The sequence below is a fragment of the Salmonella sp. NW38 genome, from assembly GCF_051807745.1.
GTDB lineage: Bacteria > Pseudomonadota > Gammaproteobacteria > Enterobacterales > Enterobacteriaceae > Salmonella > Salmonella enterica.
In genome coordinates this window covers 15,392-39,435 of record NZ_JAMMTO010000015.1, presented here as the reverse complement: position 1 = coordinate 39,435, position 24,044 = coordinate 15,392, and the positions used below count along the sequence as shown (strand labels likewise).

Genomic DNA, 24,044 nt, shown 5'->3' with positions numbered 1-24,044 from the left:
AAGCGCCACCGGGCGTTTTTAGTTTTCATGTTTTTACGCGGCGGTGCCAATGGACGTTTCTTACCTGCTCGACAGCCTTAATGATAAACAGCGCGAAGCGGTGGCCGCGCCACGTAGCAACATGCTGGTGTTGGCGGGCGCGGGAAGCGGGAAAACCCGCGTGCTGGTGCACCGTATCGCCTGGTTACTGAGCGTAGAAAACAACTCGCCATACTCCATCATGGCGGTGACCTTTACCAACAAAGCGGCGGCGGAAATGCGCCATCGTATTGGCCAGTTGATGGGGACCAGCCAGGGCGGAATGTGGGTAGGGACGTTCCACGGTCTGGCGCACCGCCTGCTGCGCGCGCATCATATGGACGCTAATTTGCCGCAGGATTTCCAGATTCTCGACAGCGAAGATCAGATGCGTTTGCTTAAACGCCTGATTAAGGCGATGAATCTTGATGAGAAGCAGTGGCCGCCGCGTCAGGCGATGTGGTACATCAATAGCCAGAAAGACGAAGGGCTACGCCCACACCATATTCAAAGCTATGGCAACCCGGTGGAGCAGACCTGGCAGAAGGTGTATCAGGCCTATCAGGAAGCGTGCGATCGCGCTGGTCTGGTGGATTTCGCCGAGCTACTGCTGCGCGCTCATGAACTATGGCTGAACAAGCCGCACATCCTGCAACACTATCGCGAGCGGTTTACTAACATCCTGGTGGACGAATTCCAGGATACCAACAACATTCAGTACGCCTGGGTTCGTCTGCTGGCGGGCGATACCGGTAAAGTGATGATTGTCGGCGACGATGACCAGTCGATCTACGGCTGGCGCGGGGCCCAGGTAGAGAACATCCAGCGCTTCCTCAATGATTTCCCCGGCGCGCAGACCATTCGTCTGGAGCAGAATTACCGCTCGACCAGCAACATCCTTAGCGCGGCGAACGCTCTGATTGAGAATAACAATGGGCGTTTGGGTAAAAAACTGTGGACTGATGGCGTTGATGGCGAACCGATATCGCTGTACTGCGCTTTCAACGAACTGGATGAAGCGCGCTTTGTGGTTAACCGTATCAAAACCTGGCAGGACAACGGCGGCGCGCTTGCGCAATGCGCCATCCTTTATCGCAGCAACGCCCAGTCGCGCGTGCTGGAAGAAGCGTTATTACAGGCCAGTATGCCGTACCGGATTTACGGCGGTATGCGCTTCTTCGAACGCCAGGAGATCAAAGATGCGCTCTCTTATCTGCGTTTGATTGCCAATCGCAACGATGATGCCGCCTTTGAACGCGTGGTGAACACTCCGACGCGCGGTATCGGCGACCGCACGCTGGACGTGGTGCGCCAGACCTCGCGCGATCGCCAGCTAACATTGTGGCAGGCGTGCCGTGAATTGTTACAGGAAAAAGCCCTGGCCGGGCGTGCGGCCAGCGCGCTACAACGCTTTATGGAACTGATCGATGCCCTGGCGCAGGAAACCGCCGACATGCCGCTGCATGTGCAGACTGACCGGGTGATCAAAGATTCCGGCCTGCGCACCATGTATGAGCAAGAAAAAGGCGAGAAAGGCCAGACGCGCATCGAAAACTTAGAGGAACTGGTGACGGCGACGCGGCAGTTCAGCTACAACGACGAAGATGAAGATTTGATGCCGTTGCAGGCCTTCCTCTCTCACGCGGCGCTGGAAGCGGGCGAGGGGCAGGCGGATACCTGGCAGGATGCGGTACAGCTGATGACGTTGCACTCGGCCAAAGGCCTGGAGTTTCCACAGGTGTTTATCGTCGGCATGGAAGAGGGCATGTTCCCCAGCCAGATGTCGCTGGATGAGGGCGGGCGTTTGGAAGAGGAGCGTCGTCTGGCCTACGTCGGCGTTACCCGTGCCATGCAGAAGCTGACACTAACCTATGCCGAAACTCGCCGTCTGTACGGTAAAGAGGTCTACCATCGCCCGTCGCGTTTTATCGGCGAACTGCCGGAGGAGTGCGTGGAAGAGGTCCGTCTGCGCGCCACCGTCAGTCGTCCGGTGAGCCATCAACGAATGGGAACGCCGCTGGCGGAAAACGACACAGGCTACAAACTCGGCCAACGCGTGCGCCATGCGAAGTTCGGCGAGGGAACTATTGTCAACCTGGAGGGCAGCGGCGAGCATAGCCGGTTGCAGGTGGCTTTTCAGGGGCAAGGGATCAAATGGCTGGTTGCCGCGTATGCGAAGCTGGAAACGGTTTGACCGGCTCTCATATTGCCGGATGGCACCTCTTATCCGGCCTACGCGCTGGCTAACATTTTGATTTGTAGGCCGGATAAGGCGAAGCCGCCATCCGGCGATATAGTGATGTTAATATTCTGAAATCATAGATAAATACTCTCACTCTGCTAACCTTTCTGCATAAGGGGAAATTATTGCTTTTTCGCGTTTCGTTGCGTGTTGACGGCAAATTTTTGCTGGCGTAACATGCGCCCACGATTACGCTAAGAGGACATTCGCCTTGGACACACCCAGTAGATACTGGCTCATTATCCTGTTATCCAGGATCAACTCCTAAGGCTATCCCTTTTTGCTGATAGCCTTAGCGGTTGTCAGCGACCTTTCATTTTTTCCCGTCGCGTTGAGTCAGGCTGTTTAATGGTCTGAAACCCAATTTGTTTCTGTGTGCCCATCTGAACTGTCCGATATTTTTACGCATTGGGAGTCCCGGTCATGCTGAGCGCATTTCAACTGGAAAAAAACCGACTGACCCGGCTGGAAGTCGAGGAGTCACAAAGCCTGATTGATGCCGTATGGGTTGATTTGGTCGAACCGGACGACGACGAGCGATTGCGCGTACAATCTGAGCTGGGCCAGAGTCTGGCGACGCGTCCTGAACTGGAAGATATCGAAGCATCCGCGCGCTTCTTTGAAGACGAAGACGGATTGCATATCCACTCCTTCTTCTTCTTCGAAGATGCGGAAGATCATGCCGGTAACTCTACGGTGGCATTCACTATTCGCGATGGCCGTCTGTTTACGCTGCGTGAACGCGAACTGCCCGCCTTCCGTCTGTATCGTATGCGCGCCCGCAGCCAGGCGATGGTCGACGGTAATGCATACGAATTACTGCTCGATCTGTTCGAAACCAAAATTGAACAGTTAGCGGATGAAATCGAAAACATCTACAGCGATCTGGAAAAACTGAGCCGCGTCATTATGGAAGGGCATCAGGGCGATGAATACGACGAAGCGCTCTCCACGCTGGCGGAACTGGAAGATATCGGCTGGAAGGTACGCCTGTGTCTGATGGATACCCAGCGCGCGCTGAACTTCCTGGTGCGCAAGGCGCGCTTACCGGGCGGGCAGCTGGAGCAGGCGCGTGAGATCCTGCGCGATATCGAATCTCTGCTGCCGCACAATGAATCGCTGTTCCAGAAGGTGAACTTTCTGATGCAGGCGGCGATGGGTTTTATCAACATCGAGCAGAACCGCATTATCAAAATCTTCTCGGTGGTTTCCGTGGTGTTCCTGCCGCCGACGCTGGTCGCTTCCAGCTATGGGATGAACTTCGAGTTTATGCCGGAACTGAAGTGGAGCTTTGGTTATCCAGGCGCGATTATCTTTATGATTCTGGCGGGGCTTGCGCCGTATCTGTACTTTAAGCGCAAGAACTGGCTGTAATATTGTGCCTGGTGGCGCTACGCTTACCAGGCCTACAGGATCAGGCATTTACGTTGCCATCCGGCAAAAAACGCTACATTTTCATGCGCGGTCTGCGATGGGTATAGACAGCATCCATCACGAAAATCGCCAGCGCGACCCAGATAAACGCAAATGTCACCATCTTATCCGCGCCCGGCACTTCACCATAAAACGTCACCGCCAGTAAAAACATCAGCGTTGGGCCGATATACTGGAAAAAGCCCAGTGTAGAAAGACGCAGACGCGTAGCCGCTCCGGTAAAGCACAGCAGCGGAATCGTAGTGACCACACCCGCTGCCATTAACAGCAAGTTCAACGATAGTGCGTTTTGCCCCATATGGCTGGTGGCGCTATCCGCAATGCCAAACAGATAAATTGCCGCGACCGGCAACAGCCATAGCGTTTCGACCAGCATACCCGTCTGCGCTTCAACGGCGATCTTCTTACGCACCAGGCCGTAAAACGCAAAACTAAACGCCAGCCCCAGCGCGATAATCGGCAGCGAGCCAAAGGTCCAGAGTTGCACCAGCACGCCGCACACCGCCAGAATCACCGCCAGCCACTGCATTCGACGGAAGCGTTCGCCAAGAAAAATCATCCCCAGCAAGATGTTAACCAGCGGATTAATGAAATAACCCAGGCTGGCCTCCAGCATATGGTGATTATTTACCGCCCAAATGAACAATAGCCAGTTACCGCCGACCAGTACGGCGGACAGGGCCAGCAGGAAAATCTTCTTTGGCGTTTTCAGTAAACGCTTAACCTGTCGCCACTGCCGGCTGACGCTAAGCAGCGCCACCATAAAGAAAAATGACCAAATCACGCGGTGCGTCAGGATCTCATCTGCGGGAACGTAATAGATCAGCTTGAAATACGCGGGGGCGATCCCCCAAATAAAATAGGCGGCAAGAGCGAGTAATACGCCCTGCCGTGTTTGTTTTGCGTCCATCCGGAAAACTCGTATCTGAAGTGTAACAACAGTTTACCTGCTTTTATCCCACCATATAAGTAGCGGTGGCGCTGGCGATGTACAGCTGATCTTCATTGTGTAATTCCACGCGGGCGACGGCCACTTTATTCCCTGCGCGCAGCAGGCTACTGGTGGCCGTAAAGCGGTTGCCTCTGCCCGGACGCAGGTAATCAACGCGCAGGTCAATCGTTCCCATCCGCGACAGGCGCTGGCGTAGTTCATCTTCGCTGATGGTTTCGTGGCGAGTTAGCGTGCTGCCGACGCATACCAGTCCGGCGGCGACATCCAGCGCAGAGGCGATCACGCCGCCGTGTAAAATGCTTTGCGCCCAGTTGCCGACCATCATCGGCTGGTTGTTGAAGGCCAGTTGGGCGAACGCTTTTTCATAGCGTACCAGCTCCAGCCCTAACGCCCGATTAAACGGCATGTGGTAGACAAACATTTCACCCACTAATTTCAGAGCTTGTTCAGCGGTAAGTACAGCGGACATAGATTCCTGACACTCCATTGGTTAATGAAATGTTGATATTATGCTTCTTAATTGTTGTTTTCTACTTTAAGAAGGGATAACTAACGGCTATGTGTGTAAATATGTAAAAATGGTTGGCAGAGAATGATTCAAGCTGAAAATACTTCGTCAGGAGAACGTCAAGAATGCGGGCGATTTTGAGAGGGTTGTTGCCAGCCACGCTACTGCCATTAGCGGCATATGCACAAGAAGCTACGATAAAAGAGGTTCATGATGCGCCTGCAGTACGGGGAAGTATCATCGCTAACATGCTACAGGAGCATGATAACCCTTTTACGCTTTACCCTTATGACACGAACTACTTGATCTACACGAACACCAGCGATCTGAACAAAGAGGCCATAAGTACCTACAACTGGTCTGAAAACGCACGTAAAGATGAAGTGAAATTTCAGTTGAGCCTGGCGTTTCCGCTGTGGCGCGGAATACTGGGGCCGAACTCGGTACTGGGCGCTTCCTATACGCAGAAATCCTGGTGGCAGCTTTCCAACAGTAAAGAGTCTTCGCCGTTTCGCGAAACCAACTACGAACCGCAGCTTTTTCTTGGTTTTGCTACCGATTATCGCTTTGCCGGCTGGACACTGCGCGACGTAGAGATGGGCTACAACCATGACTCTAACGGACGTTCGGACCCCACCTCGCGTAGCTGGAACCGTCTGTATACCCGTCTGATGGCCGAAAACGGTAACTGGCTGGTAGAGGTTAAACCGTGGTACGTGATTGGCAGTACCGACGATAATCCGGACATCACCAAATATATGGGTTATTACCAGCTTAAAATCGGTTATCACCTGGGCGAGGCGGTATTAAGCGCCAAAGGCCAGTACAACTGGAATACAGGCTACGGCGGCGCGGAAGTTGGATTAAGCTATCCGGTCACTAAACATGTCCGGCTTTATACCCAGGTGTACAGCGGCTATGGCGAATCGCTGATCGACTATAATTTTAATCAGACACGTGTCGGCGTCGGCGTGATGCTTAACGATATCTTCTGATTGGATTGTGTTTTAAACATTGCAGTTTCTCTCGCAGGCGCTGAAAATAGCGCCTGTTTTGATTTATGGTGAACGGGGTTAATGTGGCGCAGGCGGAAGTGTTGAATCTGGAATCAGGGGCCAAACAGGTTTTGCAGGAAACCTTTGGCTACCAACAGTTTCGCCCGGGCCAGGAAGCGATTATTGATACTGCGCTCTCCGGTCGCGACTGTCTGGTCGTCATGCCCACCGGCGGCGGCAAATCTCTGTGCTATCAAATCCCCGCGTTGTTGCTGGACGGGTTGACCGTCGTCGTTTCGCCCCTGATCTCGTTGATGAAAGACCAGGTCGATCAGCTACTGGCGAACGGGGTGGCGGCGGCCTGTCTGAACTCCACTCAAAGCCGCGAGCAGCAGCTTGAGGTGATGGCGGGGTGCCGTACCGGACAGATTCGTCTGCTGTATATTGCGCCGGAACGCCTGATGCTGGACAACTTTCTTGATCATCTGGCGCACTGGAATCCGGTATTGCTGGCGGTGGATGAAGCGCACTGTATCTCGCAATGGGGGCATGATTTCCGTCCGGAATATGCGGCTCTCGGTCAGCTTCGCCAGCGTTTTCCCGCTTTGCCGTTTATGGCATTGACCGCCACCGCCGACGACACCACGCGTCAGGATATTATTCGTCTGCTTGGGCTTAACGATCCGTTAATCCAGATCAGTAGCTTTGACCGACCGAATATCCGCTACATGCTGATGGAGAAGTTTAAGCCGCTCGACCAGCTAATGCGCTATGTTCAGGAGCAACGCGGCAAATCGGGTATCATCTACTGTAACAGTCGGGCGAAAGTGGAAGATACCGCCGCGCGCTTGCAAAGTCGCGGCATTAGCGCGGCGGCCTATCATGCGGGGCTGGAAAACGCTATTCGCGCCGATGTGCAGGAAAAATTTCAGCGCGACGATCTGCAAATCGTGGTGGCGACCGTCGCTTTTGGAATGGGCATAAACAAACCTAACGTACGTTTCGTTGTGCATTTCGATATCCCGCGCAATATTGAATCCTACTATCAGGAAACGGGCCGCGCCGGGCGCGACGGACTGCCTGCGGAAGCCATGCTATTTTACGATCCGGCTGACATGGCCTGGCTACGTCGTTGTCTGGAAGAGAAACCAGCCGGACAGCTTCAGGATATTGAACGGCATAAACTGAATGCGATGGGCGCTTTTGCCGAAGCGCAAACCTGCCGACGCCTGGTATTGCTTAATTACTTTGGCGAAGGCCGACAAGAACCGTGCGGCAACTGCGATATCTGTCTTGATCCGCCCAAACAATATGATGGCTTAAACGATGCCCAGATTGCGCTTTCTACCATTGGTCGGGTTAACCAGCGTTTTGGCATGGGCTACGTTGTCGAGGTGATCCGCGGCGCGAATAACCAACGCATCCGCGATTTCGGTCATGACAAACTCAAGGTTTATGGCATGGGACGCGAAAAGAGCCATGAGCACTGGGTGAGCGTGATTCGCCAGCTCATTCATCTGGGGCTGGTAATGCAAAATATTGCGCAGCACTCCGCATTACAGTTGACGGATGCCGCGCGTCCGGTACTCCGTGGAGACGTTCCGCTAAAGCTTGCGGTGCCGCGCATCGTCGCCCTCAAACCCCGCGTGATGCAGAAATCGTTCGGCGGTAATTACGATCGCAAATTGTTCGCTAAGTTGCGCAAGCTGCGTAAAGCTATCGCTGATGAAGAGAATATCCCGCCGTATGTGGTCTTTAACGACGCCACGCTGATAGAAATGGCGGAACAGATGCCGGTTTCCGCCGGCGAGATGTTAAGCGTTAACGGGGTTGGGATGCGCAAACTGGAGCGCTTCGGGAAAGAATTCATGGCGCTCATCCGCGCGCATGTCGATGGTGATGACGAAGAGTAGTCAGCCCGGCAAAAAAGTGCCAGGATGGTGACTCACTGAACTATTTCCCCGCGAGCCATTTTTATGTTGATGCTATTTTTCACCGTGGCAATGGTGCACATCGTTGCGCTAATGAGCCCCGGCCCCGACTTTTTCTTCGTGTCTCAAACTGCCGTCAGCCGTTCGCGTAAAGAAGCGATGATGGGCGTACTGGGTATTACCTGCGGCGTGATGGTATGGGCGGGCGTGGCGCTGCTTGGCCTGCATCTCATCATCGAAAAAATGGCCTGGCTGCATACGATCATTATGGTAGGCGGCGGCCTGTACCTGTGCTGGATGGGCTATCAGATGCTGCACGGCGCGCTGAAAAAACAGGATGCGGCGGCGTCTTCTCCGCATATTGAACTGGCGCAGAGCGGGCGCAGCTTTCTCAAAGGGCTGTTGACCAATCTGTCGAATCCGAAAGCGATTATCTATTTTGGTTCCGTTTTTTCACTGTTTGTCGGCGATAACGTCGGCGCTGCGGCGCGCTGGGGTATTTTCGCGTTAATTACCCTGGAAACGCTGGCCTGGTTTACCGTAGTCGCCAGCCTGTTCGCGCTGCCGAAAATGCGCCGCGGCTATCAGCGTCTGGCGAAATGGATTGATGGCTTTGCCGGCGCTCTGTTTGCGGGCTTTGGTATTCACCTGATTATTTCGCGCTAATTTACTTCCGGGCCGGATAAACATCATCCGGCACGACTATCACGCGTGTCTTGCCGACGCCAGGAGCGCGCCTACCAGCATAAACAACGAGCCAAACGCTTTATTCAGCGCCTTCATCTGCTTTGGTCCTTTAATCCAGGCGGCAATGCGCTGCGCCAGCGTGGCGTAACCGGTCATCACAATCATATCCACCACAATCGTGGTGACGCCGAGAATGAGGTACTGCGCCAGTTGCGGTTGCTGCGGCATGATGAATTGCGGAAACAGGGCGGCAAGAAAGACAATGCTTTTGGGATTGGTTAGATTGACAAATATCGCCCGTTTGAACAGTCGACCCCGCGATTGCGTCTGGGCGAGGGTATGCAGATCGATAGCGCCTGCGGCGCGCCATTGCTGGATACCCAGCCAGATAAGATAAGCCGCGCCAGCCCATTTCAGAATTTCAAAAGCGATGAGCGAGCGCGAAAAGAGCGTACCCAGTCCGACGCCCACCAGTACGATATGTATCCCCAGCCCGGTCTGGAGTCCGGCGATAGAAGCCGCTGCGCCACGATATCCATGGTTGATAGACGTCGTCATGGTATTGATGGCGCCTGAACCCGGAGAAAGACTCAGCAGAGTTGAGGTCAGTAGATAGGCGAACCACCATTCAAAGGTCATGCGAAACTCCCTGGTTGTCTGTTTTTGTGCCACAATACGCTACTGCCGCTGTGTTGTGTCAGGCACGACGCAAAAAACGATTTTACCTGGTAAACGAGGCCGAAAACCCGATGTTTCAGCAGCAAAATGACTGGGAAACAAGAGAAAATGCGTTTGCCGCTTTTGCTATGGGGCCGCTGACCGATTTCTGGCGTCAGCGGGAAGAGGCGGAGTTTATCGGCGTGGGTAACATTCCGGTGCGCTTTGTCCGTTTTCGAAATGATTCCAACGATCGGACGATCGTCATTTGTCCTGGCCGCATTGAGAGTTATGTAAAATACGCTGAACTGGCGTATGACCTTTTTCATCTCGGTTTTGATATCTTCATCATCGACCACCGTGGTCAAGGGCGCTCCGGGCGGATGTTATCGGACCCGCATCGGGGTCATGTCGATCATTTTAACGATTATGTTGAGGACTTAGCGGCGTTCTGGCAGCAGGAAATTGAGCCGGGGCCGTGGCGTAAGCGTTATATCCTGGCGCACTCAATGGGGGGCGCGATAGCCACTCTGTTCCTGCAACGCCATCGTGTGCGGTGCGACGCTATTGCGCTCACCGCGCCGATGTTTGGTATTGTGATACGCTTGCCTTCCTTTATGGTGCGCCATATTCTCGACTGGGCCGAAGGGCACCAGCGTATCCGTGAAGATTACGCTATTGGTACCGGTCAGTGGCGGGCGTTGCCGTTTGGGATGAATGCGCTGACCCACAGCCGCCAGCGTTATCAGCGCAACTTACGATTTTATGCCGACGAGCCGCAGCTGCGCGTTGGCGGCCCCACCTGGCATTGGGTACGCGAAGGCATTCTGGCGGGTGAGCAGGTTCTGGCTGGGGCGAGCGATGACACGACGCCTACGCTACTGATTCAGGCGGAAGAAGAGCGGGTAGTGGATAACCGCACCCACGATCGTTTTTGTGAAATTCGCGCCGCGGCGGGATACCCTTGTGAAGGGGGAAAACCGCTGGTTATCAAAGGCGCGTACCATGAGATCCTTTTTGAAAAGGACGCCATGCGCTCAGTCGCGCTTAACGCCATTGTTGAATTTTTCAACAAGCCTAATTTATCCAGCGGAAATCGCTTTGCTTAGAGGTTAAATTTTATTATGTATCAGGTTGTTGCGTCTGATTTAGATGGCACGCTGCTCTCCCCCGACCATACGTTGTCCCCTTATGCCAAAGAGACTCTGAAGCTGTTGACCGCACGCGGCATCCATTTTGTCTTTGCCACTGGTCGTCATCATGTCGATGTAGGGCAAATCCGCGATAATCTTGAAATCAAGTCTTACATGATCACCTCCAACGGCGCGCGAGTGCACGATACCGACGGGAATTTGGTTTTTACGCATAATCTGGACAGCGACATTGCCAGAGACCTGTTCGGAGTGGTGAATGCGAACCCGGACATCGTGACTAACGTTTATCGCGACGACGAATGGTTTATGAATCGTCATCGCCCCGATGAAATGCGTTTTTTCAAAGAGGCGGTATTTAACTATTCGCTGTTTGAGCCTGCGCTGCTGGAGCCGGAGGGCGTCAGCAAAGTGTTTTTCACCAGCGACACTCATGAAAAGTTGTTGCCGCTGGAGCAGGCGATTAACGCGCGCTGGGGCGATCGGGTAAACGTGAGCTTCTCTACGCTAACCTGTCTGGAAGTGATGGCGGGCGGAGTGTCGAAAGGTCATGCGCTGGAAGCGGTCGCTCATGCGATGGGGTACAGCCTGAAAGAGTGTATCGCCTTTGGCGACGGAATGAACGACGCTGAAATGCTCACGATGGCGGGCAAAGGCTGCATCATGGGCAATGCGCACCAGCGTCTGAAAGACCTGTATCCCGAACTTGAGGTGATCGGCATCAACGCGGATAACGCCGTGCCGCATTACCTGCGCGATCTTTTCTTACGTTGATGTGATTGTTTGTTAGTTGACCAGTTGTCAACTTCACTCTCCGCTACAATGGGTGTTCCCTGTTTTAAGAGACATCCATTGTGGCGCTACTCATCATTACCACTATCCTGTGGGCTTTCTCCTTTAGTCTATTTGGCGAGTATCTTGCCGGGCATGTCGATAGCTATTTCGCGGTGCTGATACGCGTTGGGCTGGCGGCGCTCGTTTTTCTGCCGTTTTTGCGTTCTCGCGGGCACAACCTAAAAACCATCAGCCTGTATATGCTGGTGGGGGCGATGCAGCTTGGCATCATGTATATGTTGAGCTTCCATGCTTACCTCTACCTGACCGTATCCGAACTGTTGCTGTTTACCGTTCTGACGCCGCTCTATATCACGCTGATTTACGATGTGATGAGTCAGCGTCGTTTGCGCTGGGGCTATGCATTTAGCGCGTTGCTGGCGGTGATTGGCGCCGGGATTATTCGCTACGATCGCGTGACCGACCATTTTTGGGTCGGTTTGCTCCTGGTGCAGCTTTCTAATATCAGTTTCGCTATCGGAATGGTGGGGTATAAACGTCTGATGGAGACCCGTCCCATGCCGCAGCACAACGCCTTTGCGTGGTTCTATCTGGGGGCGTTTTTGGTGGCGGTGGTGGCGTGGTCGCTGTTGGGGAACGCGCAAAAGCTGCCGGAAACCACGCTGCAATGGAGCATTCTGGTGTTTCTCGGCGTGGTGGCGTCCGGCATTGGCTACTTTATGTGGAACTATGGCGCTACCCAGGTAGACGCCGGGACGCTGGGTATCATGAATAATATGCATGTTCCCGCAGGACTACTGGTTAATCTTGCCATCTGGCATCAGCAGCCCCACTGGCCAAGCTTTATTACAGGCGCGGCTGTGATCCTTGCTTCGCTGTGGGTGCATCGAAAATGGGTCGCTCCGCGCTCCGCACAAACGGCAGATGATCGCAGGCGTGATCCCGCGTCGAGCGAATAAACGCCTCGGTCACCGCCTGACGCTGGTCGCCGTCGCGCACGGCGGCATACAGGCGGCTCCACAGACCATCGCCCAGGGTTTTGGTCACCACCAGACCCTGGCGCTCAACGCTTTCCACCACCCAGTGCGGCAGGGCGGCAATGCCCATTCTGGCCGCCACCATCTGAATCAGCAGTAGCGTATTATCCACGCTTTTCAGCAGCGGACTGATACCCGCCGGTTGCAGGAAATGTCGCCAGACATCCAGTCGGCTGCGCTGCACCGGGTAAATCAACAGCGTTTCGCTGGCTAAATCTTCCGGCGTAATCTGCGTTTTGCTGGCCAGCGGATGGTCGGGCGCCAGCACCAGTCGGACTTCAAAATCAAACATCGGCGAATAATGCAGCCCGCTGCGCGGCAAAATATCCGACGTCATCACCAAATCCAGCTCGCCCTGTTGCAAGGCCGGTTGCGGATCAAAAGTGACGCCGGATGTGAAATCCATTTCTACCTGCGGCCAGCTTGCACGGAAGTTTTCCAGCGCCGGGGTCAACCACTGAATACAGCTATGACATTCAATAGCGATGCGCAGACGAGTTTGCTGCGGTTCGTTGCACGCCTGCAGCGCACGGCTGATTTGCGGCAGCACCTGGTTTGCCAGTTGCAGCAGAACTTCCCCCTGCGGCGTAAAGCGCAGCGGCTGGCTTTTACGCACGAACAGGCGGAAGCCAAGGCGTTGTTCCAGATCGCTGAACTGATGAGACAGAGCGGATTGGGTCTGGTGCAGCACCGCAGCAGCAGCAGCCAGCGATCCACTATTCCGCAATGCCTGGAGTGTTTTCAGATGTTTAATTTCGATCATGAAAGTCCTTCACTTCGCCATGAACAAATTGCGCTTGAGGAATATACAGTACCTTTACATTATGGATGTGTAAACATCCAGACGTCTAAAACTCGTCATATTTCGACTTGCAGATGCGTTGGCTTCCTTGCTTACCCCAGTCACTTACTTCAGTAAGCTCCTGGGGATGCGCTGTGTCACCGCCTTCCTGCAAGCCGAACTATTTAGAGTTTTACTTTCAGATTCAATAAAATAAGAGAGGAAGTAAAATGACAATATTGACTCACACCCTCGGTTTTCCTCGCGTTGGCCTGCGTCGCGAGTTGAAAAAAGCGCAAGAGAGCTACTGGGCGGGGAACTCAACGCGTGAAGCGTTACTGGCGGTGGGGCGCGAACTGCGCGCGCGTCACTGGGAGCAGCAGAAACAAGCGGGTATTGACCTGTTACCGGTAGGCGACTTTGCCTGGTACGACCATGTTCTGACCACCAGCCTGCTGTTAGGCAATGTGCCGGCTCGTCATCAGAACAACGACGGTTCCGTGGACATCGACACTCTGTTCCGCATTGGCCGCGGTCGCGCGCCAACCGGCGAACCGGCGGCGGCAGCGGAAATGACCAAATGGTTTAATACTAACTATCACTACATAGTACCGGAGTTCAGCAAAGGCCAGCAGTTCAGACTCACCTGGACACAGTTGCTGGAGGAAGTGGACGAAGCGCTGGCGCTGGGGCATAAGATCAAACCCGTACTGCTGGGGCCTGTCACGTATCTGTGGCTGGGTAAAGTGAAAGGCGAGCCGTTTGACCGCCTGACGTTGCTGAAAGACATTTTGCCAGTGTATCAGCACGTGCTGGCTGAACTGGCGAAGCGTGGTATTGAGTGGGTCCAAATTGATGAGCCAGCGCTGGTGCTGGAACTGCCGCAGGCGTGGCTGGATGCCTTCAAACCGGCTTACGACGCGCTCGCCGGCCAGGTGAAGCTGTTGCTGACGACCTATTTTGAAGGCGTGACGCCAAACCTGGACACTATTATCGCGCTACCGGTACAGGGGCTACATGTTGACCTCATTCATGGCAAAGATGATGTAGCGGAACTGCATCAACGTCTGCCGGTCGACTGGCTGCTTTCTGCAGGCTTGATTAACGGGCGTAATGTCTGGCGCGCCGATTTGACCGAAAAATATGCGCAGATTAATGCCATTGTGGGCAAACGCGCGCTGTGGGTAGCATCCTCCTGCTCTTTACTGCACAGCCCGATCGATCTCAGCGTTGAAACGCGTCTGGATACGGAAGTAAAAAGCTGGTTTGCCTTTGCGCTGCAAAAATGCGGTGAACTGGCGTTGCTGCGCGATGCGCTGAACAGCGGCGAAACGGCGGCGCTTGAGGAATGGAGCGCACCGATTCAGGCTCGTCGTCACTCCCGCCGCGTACATAATGCCGCGGTAGAAAAACGCCTGGCGGCGATCACTGCGCAGGACAGCCAGCGTGAGAATCCGTATGAGGTGCGCGCTGAAGCGCAACGCGCCCGCTTTAAACTTCCCGCCTGGCCGACGACGACTATCGGTTCGTTTCCGCAAACCACGGAAATTCGCGGTCTGCGTCTGGACTTCAAAAAGGGCAACCTCGACGCGAACCACTACCGCACCGGCATCGCCGAACATATCAAACAGGCTATCATTGAGCAGGAGCGTTTAGGGCTGGATGTGCTGGTACACGGCGAAGCCGAGCGAAACGACATGGTGGAATACTTCGGCGAGCATCTGGACGGCTTCGTCTTTACCCAGAATGGTTGGGTGCAAAGCTATGGCTCCCGCTGTGTGAAACCGCCGGTAGTGATTGGCGATATCAGCCGTCCGGCACCGATTACCGTGGAGTGGGCGAAATATGCCCAGTCGCTGACCGACAAGCCGGTAAAAGGGATGTTGACTGGCCCGGTGACTATTCTTTGCTGGTCATTCCCCCGCGAAGACGTGACCCGCGAAACGATTGCGAAACAGATTGCGCTGGCGCTGCGTGATGAAGTCGCGGATCTGGAGGCGGCGGGGATTGGGATTATTCAGATCGACGAACCGGCGCTGCGCGAAGGTCTACCGCTGCGTCGCAGCGACTGGGACGCCTATCTGGAATGGGGTGTGGAAGCCTTCCGCATCAACGCGGCGGTGGCGAAGGATGAAACTCAGATCCACACCCACATGTGTTACTGCGAGTTCAACGACATTATGGATTCGATCGCCGCGCTGGACGCGGATGTGATCACCATTGAGACCTCCCGCTCGGATATGGAGTTGCTGGAGTCGTTCGAAGCGTTCGACTACCCGAACGAAATCGGGCCGGGCGTGTACGATATTCACTCGCCGAACGTGCCGAGCGTCGAGTGGATTGAAGCCCTGCTGAAGAAGGCGGCACAGCGTATTCCGGCACAACGCCTGTGGGTGAATCCGGACTGCGGTCTGAAAACTCGCGGTTGGCCGGAAACCCGCGCGGCGTTAGCGAACATGGTCAAAGCGGCGCACAATCTGCGTCAGGCGAAATAACCCATCCTGGCCGCTGCGTTTATCCGACAGCAATGCGGCGCTACCTTTTGACGGGTAGCGCCCGTGTCTGACCTGATTAACAGCGCCTCTTTCTTCTCATTTCCCTTTTTCTTATTTTCCGCGCTGTCTTTTTCAGGATCTGGCTATTTGGCGATCTTGATAATAAAAAGGTTCTCCGTATGAATAACAATCAGGCGGATAGTGTCCCCGGAAGCAGCGCGGCGGATTTTATTGCCTCGCAGATCGTTTTTCCTGTCATGATCGCCCAGCGCTCTCATAGCACAAAACGAGGTTTTCCATTCTGTTATGTTCCCTGGCGACGGTAAACGTCGCATTGTCTCATGGCGCTGGTGAACCTTATTTTTTAACGGAGATGTCTGACATGGCGGTAGCAGGTTGTCACGTAATGGCCAAACCCGGCGGCGCGATCTGCAATATTGATTGCACATATTGCTTCTATCTTGAAAAAGAGGCGCTGTACCCGGAACGCAATAAAAACTGGCGGATGTCGGACGAGACGCTGGAACAGTTTATACGCCAGCATATTGCCGCGCAGAGTGGCGACCGCATTGACTTTGCCTGGCAGGGCGGCGAACCGACCATGATGGGGCTACCGTTTTTCCGTCGGGTTGTCGCATTATGTGAAAAGTACGGCGATGGGCGAAAAATCACTCATGCGTTGCAGACGAACGGCATCCTGGTGAATGACGAGTGGGCGCGCTTTTTCGCTGAACAGCATTTTCTCATCGGTCTCTCTATCGACGGCCCGGCGTCGTTACACAACCACTATCGGCTTAATCGCGCTGGAAAAGGAACTCATGAGCAGGTCGTCGCAGCAATGGCGCGGCTTAAAGCGCACCATGTCGACTTTAATACCTTAACCGTCGTGGGAAAACATAACGTCGGTCATGCAGCAGACGTCTACGAATTTCTTCTGGCGGCGGGATCGCGTTTTATTCAGTTTATCCCGCTGGTGGAGCGAATGAGCACCGATAACTCATCGGTACTTAATCTGGTGATGCCCGGCGAAAGCGCGGCGACGCTGGCGCCATGGACGGTACCGTCGTGGCAATATGGCGAATTTCTCAACCAGATCTTTGATATCTGGGTTCGTCGCGACGTAGACCGCGTCTATGTGCAGATGTTTGACGTGGCGTTAGCCGCCTGGACGGCGCAGAAGCCGATACTGTGTGTGCATTCCGAGACTTGTGGACATGCCTTCGCGTTGGAGTCGAACGGCGATCTCTACAACTGCGACCACTTTGTCTACCCGGAGCATCTGCTGGGGAATATCCACCAGCACAGCATCAAAACCTTAAATAATAGCGAGCGGGCTATTGCGTTTGGCGAGGCCAAGCGGGAGACCCTGACCGCCGATTGTCGTCGCTGTGACTACCGCTTTGCGTGTCATGGCGGCTGTCCGAAGCATCGCTTTGCCGTCTCGCCGTCCGGTCATCCTGCGCATAATTACTTGTGTGCGGGCTATAAGCATTTTTTCCAGCACGTTACGCCGTATATGAATGTCTGGCGGGAGCTGCTGGCGCAAGGCTATCCGATGGCATCGATCATGCGCTGGCTGGCGCAGGACGCGCGTAAAGATACAGGAGCCGTCAGTCGTAACCATCTCTGTCCCTGCGGCAGCGGCAAAAAATATAAAAAATGCTGTGGTAAAGCATAGCTAACGTGGCGATGACGCTTTGTTGAGCCTACACCGACTCCGGTCTCGTAGGCCCAACAAACATCGTAATGCGCTGTGGTTAGCCTTTTTTCCCACCGTACTGCGCGAACCATTCCAGCATTCTTTGCCAACCGTCTTTCGCTGAGGCTTCGTGGTAGCCCGGACGATAATCGGCATTAAACGCGTGCCCTGCATCGGGATAGACCACGATTTCCGCCTTCGCATTAGCGGCGCGTAGCGCCTGACGCATGGTTTCCACGCTCTCCTGTGGAATACTGGTATCCTGCCCGCCGTATAAACCCAGTACCGGCGCGTTAAGATCGGTGGCGATGTCAACGGGATGCTTCGGCGAATTGAGTGACGTGTCGCCTACCAGCTTGCCGTACCACGCTACCGCCGCTTTTAACTGTGGGTTGTGCGCGGCGTACAGCCAGGTAATCCGGCCTCCCCAACAAAAACCGGTGATCATTAGCCGATGCGCATCCCCGCCGTTGCGCGAAGCCCAACTGGCGACGTGATCCAGGTCGGCAAGGGCTTGCGAATCGGGTACTTTAGCCACCAGCCCGCTCAATAATGTGGGTATATCGGCGAAATCATTGGGGTCGCCTTCGCGGAAATAGAGCTCCGGCGCGATAGCGAGATAGCCTTCCAGCGCCAGTCGTCGGCAAATATCGCGAATGTGTTCATGTACGCCAAAAATTTCCTGTACCACAATGACCACAGGCAGCGCGCCGTCGCTTGCCTTTGGTCTGGCGTAATAGGCTGGCATATCGTCGCCCTGAGAGGGAATCGACGTTATCCCCGCGCTAATGGCCCCATCAGGCGTATGAATCATCGTAGGGGCAAGTGGGGAAGCTGCAGGTGCAAAGCCGGATGGATGTGTCGTTGTCATGGTATTCTCCGTACCCTTAAAAAATAGCGCAATCTTAACTATAGACAGTGTGTAACAAACCACATTGCCTTAAAGCGGCTATCTTTTGTGCAATGCCTGGCGATATTGATTATTTATTGTGATGTACATCACTTTTTAATGGTAAGCGAGTGCAATTGTTTTACGCCATAGTGATGGCTGTCACGAAAATATCTTTATGCCTTAGGTAAAGTGTCTTTTTGCTTCTTCTGACAAACCCGATTCACAGAGGAGTTTTATATGTCCAAGTCTGATGTTTTTCATCTCGGCCTCACCAAAAACGATTTACAAGGGGCCCAGCTCGCCATCGTCCCTGGCGATCCTGAGCGTGTGGAAAAGATCGCCGCGCTGATGGATAAGCCGGTTAAGCTGGCATCTCACCGCGAATTCACCTCCTGGCGCGCTGAGCTGGATGGCAAAGCAGTTATCGTTTGCTCTACCGGTATCGGCGGCCCGTCTACTTCTATTGCCGTGGAAGAACTGGCGCAACTGGGTATTCGTACCTTCTTGCGTATCGGCACCACGGGGGCTATTCAGCCGCACATCAACGTCGGCGACGTTCTGGTAACGACCGCATCCGTACGTCTGGATGGGGCGAGCCTGCATTTTGCGCCGATGGAATTCCCGGCGGTTGCCGACTTTGCCTGCACCACTGCGCTGGTTGAAGCCGCGAAATCGATTGGCGCCACGACTCACGTTGGCGTAACCGCCTCTTCCGACACTTTCTATCCGGGTCAGGAACGTTATGACACCTATTCTGGCCGCGTTGTTCGTCGCTTCAAAGGCTCTATGGAAGAGTGGCAGGCGATGGGCGTAATGAACTACGAAATGGAATCCGCTACGCTGTTAACCATGTGCGCAAGCCAGGGGTTACGCGCAGGTATGGTGGCGGGCGTTATCGTCAACCGTACCCAACAAGAGATTCCGAATGCGGAAACGATGAAACAAACTGAAAGCCACGCGGTGAAAATCGTCGTGGAAGCGGCCCGTCGTCTGCTGTAATTCTCCTCTCTTTTGCAAAGGCCGACGCGTTCGGCCTTTTCTTTTTGCGTGGCGCCTCGCAGGAAATCCCTTTTAAACTGGACGTTTATACAGCACAATTCTATTTTGTGCAGGACAGTGTGGTTCCAGGAGAGGTGTTGTGGATATTACTCTTATGATAAGCGCCGTCGTGGCGCTGGCGGCTGGGGCGGTGATTGGCTGGCTGGCGACGAAAGCGCACGCCGATCAAATCCGCGCCGATCTTATCGAAGAACGGCGTGAGCTGGATATCGAACTTAGCGCGGCCCGGCAGCAATTAGCGCAAGAAGCGCACTGGCGCAGTGAATGCGAGTTACTTAATAACGAACTGCGTAGCCTGCACAGTATTAATACCTCTCTGGAAGCCGATCTGCGTGAAGTCACGACCCGTCTGGAAGCGACTCAACAACACGCGGAAGACAAAATCCGTCAGATGATCAACAGCGAACAGCGTTTAAGCGAGCAGTTTGAAAATCTGGCGAACCGTATCTTTGAACACAGTAATCGTCGCGTAGACGAACAAAACCGACAAAGCCTGAATAGCCTGCTGACGCCGCTGCGTGAGCAACTGGACGGTTTTCGCCGCCAGGTTCAGGAGAGTTTTGGCAAAGAAGCGCAGGAGCGGCATACGCTGGCGCACGAAATTCGTAATTTGCAGCAGCTTAACGCGCAAATGGCGCAGGAAGCGATCAACCTGACGCGCGCCCTGAAAGGGGACAATAAGGCGCAAGGAAACTGGGGCGAAGTTGTGCTGGCGCGGGTGCTGGAGGCATCCGGACTGCGTGAAGGCTACGAATACGAAACCCAGGTTAGTATTGAGAACGATGCGCGCTCGCGGATGCAGCCGGATGTCATCGTCCGCTTGCCGCAGGGCAAAGATGTGGTCATCGACGCTAAAATGACGTTGGTCGCCTACGAGCGTTACTTTAACGCTGAAGATGACTATACGCGCGAGGCCGCTTTACAAGAGCACATCGCCTCGGTGCGCAATCATATTCGCTTACTGGGGCGTAAAGACTACCAGCAGCTTCCCGGCCTCCGCTCGCTGGACTATGTTCTGATGTTTATCCCCGTAGAACCCGCTTTCCTGCTGGCGTTAGATAAACAGCCCGAACTGATAACCGAGGCGCTAAAAAATAACATTATGCTGGTAAGCCCCACGACGCTGCTGGTGGCGTTACGGACAATCGCCAACCTGTGGCGCTATGAACACCAGAGCCGCAATGCGCAGCACATCGCAGACAGAGCCAGTAAGCTCTACGATAAAATGCGGTTGTTCGTTGATGATATGTCAGCGATCGGTCAGAGTCTGGATAAAGCGCAGGATAACTACCGCCAGGCGATGAAAAAACTTGCGTCGGGGCGTGGCAACGTTTTGGCGCAGGCAGAGGCCTTCCGGGGGCTAGGCGTGGAAATCAAACGCGAGATTAATCCGGATTTAGCGGAACAGGCCGTTACGCAAGATGAAGAATATCGTTTACGATCGATCCCTGAAGGGCGGCAGGATGAACATTATCCCAATGATGAACGGGTGAAGCAGCAGTTAAGTTAACCCATACGGAGTAGTTTAGTCCTGGCGCAGAGTAGGGCAAATTGGCCCAATCTGTTACACTTCTTGAACATTTTTATCGATAAGCAGGCACTGAGATGGTGGAAGATTCACAAGAAACGACGCACTTTGGCTTTCAGACCGTCGCTAAAGAGCAGAAAGCTGACATGGTGGCCCACGTTTTTCATTCTGTGGCGTCAAAATACGATGTGATGAATGATTTAATGTCATTTGGCATTCATCGTTTGTGGAAGCGCTTCACCATTGATTGCAGTGGCGTGCGTCGTGGACAAACCGTTCTCGATTTAGCGGGCGGTACGGGCGATCTTACCGCGAAATTTTCACGTATGGTCGGGGAAACTGGCAAAGTTATCCTGGCGGATATTAATGATTCTATGCTCAAAATGGGGCGTGAGAAGCTGCGTAATATCGGCGTGATCGGCAACGTAGAGTATGTGCAGGCGAATGCCGAAGCTCTGCCTTTCCCTGATAATACGTTTGATTGCATTACCATTTCGTTTGGTTTGCGCAATGTAACGGAAAAAGAAAAAGCGCTGCGGTCAATGTTCCGTGTGTTGAAACCCGGCGGACGTTTACTGGTGCTTGAATTTTCCAAGCCTATTATTGAGCCGCTGAGTAAAGCGTATGACGCCTATTCTTTCCATATTTTACCGCGTATTGGCTCGATGGTCGCGAACGATGCGGATAGCTATCGGTATCTCGCGGAATCCATCCGTATGCATCCCGATCAGGATACCTTAAAAGCCATGATGCAGGACGCCGGATTTGAGAGCGTGGATTATTACAATCTGACGGCGGGCGTTGTGGCATTGCACCGTGGTTATAAATTCTAGGAGGGTGGAATGCCTTTTAAACCCTTAGTGACCGCAGGAATTGAAGGTCTCCTCAATACGTTTCTGTATCGTTCGCCAGCGCTGAAATCAGCCAGAACGCGATTACAGGGAAAAGTACTGTGTGTGAAGCTAAAGGGATTTTCGACGCCATTAGTCCTGGTATTCAGCGAACGCCAGGTTGATGTGCTGGGGGCATGGGAAGGCGAAGCGGACTGTACGGTAATCACTCAAGCTAGCGTTTTGCCAAAACTACGCGATCGTCAGCAGTTGGCCGCGCTTATTCGCAGCGGCGAACTGGAAGTGCAGGGCGATATTCAGGTCGTGCAAAATTTTGTGGCGCTCGCCGATCTCGCCGAATTCGATCCTGCGGAGCTGTTGGCGCCATACACGGGTGATATTGCGGCGGAAAGTATCGGTAAGGTCGTGCGTGGCGGGGCTAAATTCCTGCGCCACGGGTTTCAACGCCAGCAGCGTTATGCCGCTGAAGCGATCACTGAAGAGTGGCGTATGGCGCCTGGCCCGCTGGAAGTCGCATGGTTTGCCGAAGAAACCGCGGCTATTGAGCGCGCCGTAGATTCTCTGACCACACGGCTGGAAAAACTGGAGGCCAAATGACGCCAGGTGAAGTACGGCGCCTATATTTCATCATCCGCACGTTTTTAAGCTACGGCCTTGATGAACTCATCCCCCGAATGCGTCTTACACTGCCACTCCGATTATGGCGCTATTCGCTGTTCTGGATGCCAAACCGGCATAAAGATAAATTGCTGGGTGAACGATTAAGACTGGCATTGCAAGAGCTGGGACCGGTCTGGATCAAATTTGGTCAGATGCTTTCCACGCGCCGTGACCTGTTCCCGCCGCAAATCGCCGATCAGCTCGCTTTGCTCCAGGATAAAGTCGCGCCATTCGATGGTCGGCTGGCGAAAGCCCAGATTGAAGAGGCGATGGGGGGGCTACCTGTCGAAGCCTGGTTTGACGACTTTGATATCCAGCCTTTAGCGTCGGCGTCAATCGCCCAGGTACATACCGCGCGATTGAAATCAAACGGTAAAGAAGTGGTTATTAAGGTCATTCGCCCGGATATTTTGCCGGTAATTCAGGCAGACCTGAAACTGATTTATCGCCTTGCTCGCTGGGTACCACGCCTGTTGCCGGATGGGCGTCGTCTGCGCCCGACGGAAGTGGTGCGTGAGTATGAGAAAACGCTGATCGATGAGCTGAATCTGCTGCGGGAATCGGCCAACGCGATTCAGTTACGCCGCAATTTTGAAAATAGTCCCATGCTGTATATCCCGGAGGTGTACTCCGATTACTGTAGCCAGAACATGATGGTGATGGAGCGGATATACGGCATTCCGGTTTCGGATGTGGCGGCGCTGGAAAAGAACGGCACCAACATGAAACTGCTGGCGGAACGCGGGGTTAAAGTTTTCTTCACCCAGGTTTTCCGCGACAGCTTTTTCCATGCGGACATGCATCCGGGAAATATTTTTGTCAGCCATGAACACCCTGAAAATCCGCAATATATCGGCATTGACTGCGGTATCGTCGGGTCGCTAAACAAAGAAGATAAGCGCTATCTGGCAGAAAACTTTATCGCGTTTTTTAACCGCGATTACCGAAAGGTGGCGGAGCTGCATGTCGATTCAGGTTGGGTTCCGCCAGATACCAACGTTGAAGATTTTGAGTTTGCCATCCGCACCGTCTGTGAACCTATCTTTGAAAAGCCGCTCGCGGAAATCTCGTTTGGTCATGTGTTGTTAAACCTTTTCAATACAGCGCGTCGATTTAACATGGAAGTCCAGCCGCAACTGGTGTTGTTGCAGAAAACATTATTGTATGTTGAAGGGGTTGGGCGGCAACTTTATCCTCAGCTTGATTTGTGGAAAACGGCGAAGCCGTTTCTTGAGTCCTGGATCAAAGATCAGGTGGGTATTCCGGCTCTCACGCGGGCTCTTAAAGAAAAAGCGCCGTTCTGGGTCGAAAAAATGCCAGAAATACCTGAACTGGTGTACGACAGTTTGCGCCAGGGCAAATATTTACAGCACAGTGTTGATAAGATTGCGCGCGAGTTACAGGTAAACCATGTGCGCCAAAGTCAGTCTCGTTATTTATTGGGAATTGGCGCAACGCTGTTACTGAGCGGGTCATTCTTACTCGTCAACCGCCCTGAATGGGGATTGATGCCTGGCTGGCTCATGGTCGGCGGCGTAGTTGTCTGGCTGGTTGGCTGGCGTAAAACTCGTTGAGATTTTTTATCGCTCAACGCCGGTTGTGTCACGCAGGTACATATTATCACTCGAGGCAGTACTCAGGCCGCAAGTCAATGTCGTCCCGGTCGTATGTA

The 24,044-nt window shown here is 53.8% G+C and carries 21 protein-coding genes; 16 read left to right on the top strand and 5 right to left on the bottom strand.

Annotation, left to right across the window (positions count from 1 at the left end):
* The first annotated feature begins 49 nt into the window (after positions 1-49).
* The 3 genes from uvrD to corA all read left to right on the top strand — a co-directional run bounded on the left by uvrD (position 50) and on the right by corA (position 3,634).
* A complete protein-coding gene (gene uvrD, locus NA624_RS21480; protein WP_000383436.1) occupies positions 50-2,212 on the top strand; it encodes a DNA helicase II in 2,163 nt (720 codons plus the stop codon).
* A gap of 259 nt (positions 2,213-2,471) precedes the next feature.
* The gene (gene ysgD / locus NA624_RS21475; RefSeq protein ID WP_213083418.1) at positions 2,472-2,528 is read left to right on the top strand and encodes a YsgD/CorL family protein; all 57 of its coding nucleotides are present in this window, start codon (positions 2,472-2,474) and stop codon (positions 2,526-2,528) included.
* Between the two features lie 155 nt (positions 2,529-2,683).
* Complete coding sequence (gene corA / locus NA624_RS21470; protein ID WP_000947139.1) at positions 2,684-3,634, top strand: magnesium/cobalt transporter CorA; 951 nt, start codon at positions 2,684-2,686, stop codon at positions 3,632-3,634.
* 73 nt (positions 3,635-3,707) lie between these two features.
* On the opposite strand, the gene rarD is transcribed toward corA, so the two are convergent.
* Entirely contained in the window at positions 3,708-4,604 is an 897-nt protein-coding gene (gene rarD, locus NA624_RS21465) for an EamA family transporter RarD (protein WP_000339079.1), read from the bottom strand.
* 43 nt (positions 4,605-4,647) lie between these two features.
* The gene (yigI, locus tag NA624_RS21460; RefSeq protein ID WP_001277140.1) at positions 4,648-5,115 is read right to left on the bottom strand and encodes an acyl-CoA thioesterase YigI; all 468 of its coding nucleotides are present in this window, start codon (positions 5,113-5,115) and stop codon (positions 4,648-4,650) included.
* A gap of 164 nt (positions 5,116-5,279) precedes the next feature.
* Here yigI and pldA point away from each other — a divergent pair, with 164 nt between their 5' ends.
* From pldA to rhtC, 3 genes are all read left to right on the top strand, one after another.
* Positions 5,280-6,149, top strand: coding sequence for a phospholipase A (gene pldA / locus NA624_RS21455; RefSeq protein WP_001201692.1), 870 nt, complete (start codon positions 5,280-5,282; stop codon positions 6,147-6,149).
* 83 nt (positions 6,150-6,232) lie between these two features.
* Complete coding sequence (gene recQ / locus NA624_RS21450; protein ID WP_001518200.1) at positions 6,233-8,062, top strand: ATP-dependent DNA helicase RecQ; 1,830 nt, start codon at positions 6,233-6,235, stop codon at positions 8,060-8,062.
* A 63-nt stretch (positions 8,063-8,125) separates the two neighbouring features.
* Positions 8,126-8,746 carry a threonine export protein RhtC gene (gene rhtC, locus NA624_RS21445; protein ID WP_000928812.1) on the top strand — a complete coding sequence of 207 codons (621 nt, stop codon included), beginning with the start codon at positions 8,126-8,128 and terminating at the stop codon, positions 8,744-8,746.
* Positions 8,747-8,785: 39 nt separating this feature from the next.
* On the opposite strand, the gene rhtB is transcribed toward rhtC, so the two are convergent.
* A complete protein-coding gene (rhtB, locus tag NA624_RS21440; protein ID WP_000142520.1) occupies positions 8,786-9,406 on the bottom strand; it encodes a homoserine/homoserine lactone efflux protein in 621 nt (206 codons plus the stop codon).
* A 110-nt stretch (positions 9,407-9,516) separates the two neighbouring features.
* Between rhtB and pldB the strand changes: the two genes are divergently transcribed.
* From pldB to NA624_RS21425, 3 genes are all read left to right on the top strand, one after another.
* The gene (pldB, locus tag NA624_RS21435; RefSeq protein ID WP_000487685.1) at positions 9,517-10,533 is read left to right on the top strand and encodes a lysophospholipase L2; all 1,017 of its coding nucleotides are present in this window, start codon (positions 9,517-9,519) and stop codon (positions 10,531-10,533) included.
* A gap of 15 nt (positions 10,534-10,548) precedes the next feature.
* Complete coding sequence (yigL, locus tag NA624_RS21430) at positions 10,549-11,349, top strand: sugar/pyridoxal phosphate phosphatase YigL (RefSeq protein WP_000285334.1); 801 nt, start codon at positions 10,549-10,551, stop codon at positions 11,347-11,349.
* 80 nt (positions 11,350-11,429) lie between these two features.
* Positions 11,430-12,329: a carboxylate/amino acid/amine transporter gene (locus NA624_RS21425; protein ID WP_001196255.1), complete on the top strand. Its 900-nt coding sequence runs from the start codon at positions 11,430-11,432 to the stop codon at positions 12,327-12,329.
* Here the strand turns inward: NA624_RS21425 and metR are convergent.
* Positions 12,217-13,170 (bottom strand): HTH-type transcriptional regulator MetR, encoded by a 954-nt coding sequence (gene metR / locus NA624_RS21420; RefSeq protein WP_000569788.1) that lies wholly within the window; start codon positions 13,168-13,170, stop codon positions 12,217-12,219. The genes NA624_RS21425 and metR overlap by 113 nt on opposite strands.
* A gap of 248 nt (positions 13,171-13,418) precedes the next feature.
* Between metR and metE the strand changes: the two genes are divergently transcribed.
* Positions 13,419-15,683: a 5-methyltetrahydropteroyltriglutamate--homocysteine S-methyltransferase gene (metE, locus tag NA624_RS21415; protein ID WP_000154178.1), complete on the top strand. Its 2,265-nt coding sequence runs from the start codon at positions 13,419-13,421 to the stop codon at positions 15,681-15,683.
* Between the two features lie 334 nt (positions 15,684-16,017).
* Positions 16,018-17,361 (top strand): anaerobic sulfatase maturase, encoded by a 1,344-nt coding sequence (locus tag NA624_RS21410; RefSeq protein WP_000017946.1) that lies wholly within the window; start codon positions 16,018-16,020, stop codon positions 17,359-17,361.
* Positions 17,362-17,440: 79 nt separating this feature from the next.
* Here NA624_RS21410 and NA624_RS21405 read toward each other — a convergent pair whose 3' ends face one another.
* Positions 17,441-18,253: a dienelactone hydrolase family protein gene (locus tag NA624_RS21405; protein ID WP_000213956.1), complete on the bottom strand. Its 813-nt coding sequence runs from the start codon at positions 18,251-18,253 to the stop codon at positions 17,441-17,443.
* Between the two features lie 258 nt (positions 18,254-18,511).
* On the opposite strand from NA624_RS21405, the gene udp reads away from it, so the two are divergent.
* From udp to ubiB, 5 genes are all read left to right on the top strand, one after another.
* On the top strand, positions 18,512-19,273 hold the full coding sequence (gene udp, locus NA624_RS21400; protein WP_000045169.1) for a uridine phosphorylase: 762 nt from the start codon (positions 18,512-18,514) through the stop codon (positions 19,271-19,273).
* A gap of 139 nt (positions 19,274-19,412) precedes the next feature.
* The gene (rmuC, locus tag NA624_RS21395) at positions 19,413-20,843 is read left to right on the top strand and encodes a DNA recombination protein RmuC (protein WP_000355562.1); all 1,431 of its coding nucleotides are present in this window, start codon (positions 19,413-19,415) and stop codon (positions 20,841-20,843) included.
* Positions 20,844-20,938: 95 nt separating this feature from the next.
* Complete coding sequence (gene ubiE, locus NA624_RS21390; protein ID WP_000229009.1) at positions 20,939-21,694, top strand: bifunctional demethylmenaquinone methyltransferase/2-methoxy-6-polyprenyl-1,4-benzoquinol methylase UbiE; 756 nt, start codon at positions 20,939-20,941, stop codon at positions 21,692-21,694.
* A 9-nt stretch (positions 21,695-21,703) separates the two neighbouring features.
* Positions 21,704-22,309, top strand: coding sequence for a ubiquinone biosynthesis protein UbiJ (gene ubiJ, locus NA624_RS21385; protein ID WP_001116091.1), 606 nt, complete (start codon positions 21,704-21,706; stop codon positions 22,307-22,309).
* Positions 22,306-23,946: a ubiquinone biosynthesis regulatory protein kinase UbiB gene (ubiB, locus tag NA624_RS21380; protein ID WP_000187559.1), complete on the top strand. Its 1,641-nt coding sequence runs from the start codon at positions 22,306-22,308 to the stop codon at positions 23,944-23,946. The genes ubiJ and ubiB overlap by 4 nt, the downstream gene beginning before the upstream one ends.
* Positions 23,947-24,044: the final 98 nt, after the last annotated feature.

What these genes read in the sequence shown, in the direction of transcription:
- uvrD (WP_000383436.1), top strand. Translation starts at nt 50, where the DNA reads ATGGACGTTTCTTACCTGCTCGACAGCCTTAATGATAAACAGCGCGAA.
- corA (WP_000947139.1), top strand. Translation starts at nt 2,684, where the DNA reads ATGCTGAGCGCATTTCAACTGGAAAAAAACCGACTGACCCGGCTGGAA.
- rarD (WP_000339079.1), bottom strand. Translation starts at nt 4,604, where the DNA reads ATGGACGCAAAACAAACACGGCAGGGCGTATTACTCGCTCTTGCCGCC.
- yigI (WP_001277140.1), bottom strand. Translation starts at nt 5,115, where the DNA reads ATGTCCGCTGTACTTACCGCTGAACAAGCTCTGAAATTAGTGGGTGAA.
- pldA (WP_001201692.1), top strand. Translation starts at nt 5,280, where the DNA reads ATGCGGGCGATTTTGAGAGGGTTGTTGCCAGCCACGCTACTGCCATTA.
- rhtC (WP_000928812.1), top strand. Translation starts at nt 8,126, where the DNA reads ATGTTGATGCTATTTTTCACCGTGGCAATGGTGCACATCGTTGCGCTA.
- rhtB (WP_000142520.1), bottom strand. Translation starts at nt 9,406, where the DNA reads ATGACCTTTGAATGGTGGTTCGCCTATCTACTGACCTCAACTCTGCTG.
- pldB (WP_000487685.1), top strand. Translation starts at nt 9,517, where the DNA reads ATGTTTCAGCAGCAAAATGACTGGGAAACAAGAGAAAATGCGTTTGCC.
- yigL (WP_000285334.1), top strand. Translation starts at nt 10,549, where the DNA reads ATGTATCAGGTTGTTGCGTCTGATTTAGATGGCACGCTGCTCTCCCCC.
- metR (WP_000569788.1), bottom strand. Translation starts at nt 13,170, where the DNA reads ATGATCGAAATTAAACATCTGAAAACACTCCAGGCATTGCGGAATAGT.
- metE (WP_000154178.1), top strand. Translation starts at nt 13,419, where the DNA reads ATGACAATATTGACTCACACCCTCGGTTTTCCTCGCGTTGGCCTGCGT.
- NA624_RS21405 (WP_000213956.1), bottom strand. Translation starts at nt 18,253, where the DNA reads ATGACAACGACACATCCATCCGGCTTTGCACCTGCAGCTTCCCCACTT.
- udp (WP_000045169.1), top strand. Translation starts at nt 18,512, where the DNA reads ATGTCCAAGTCTGATGTTTTTCATCTCGGCCTCACCAAAAACGATTTA.
- ubiE (WP_000229009.1), top strand. Translation starts at nt 20,939, where the DNA reads ATGGTGGAAGATTCACAAGAAACGACGCACTTTGGCTTTCAGACCGTC.
- ubiJ (WP_001116091.1), top strand. Translation starts at nt 21,704, where the DNA reads ATGCCTTTTAAACCCTTAGTGACCGCAGGAATTGAAGGTCTCCTCAAT.
- ubiB (WP_000187559.1), top strand. Translation starts at nt 22,306, where the DNA reads ATGACGCCAGGTGAAGTACGGCGCCTATATTTCATCATCCGCACGTTT.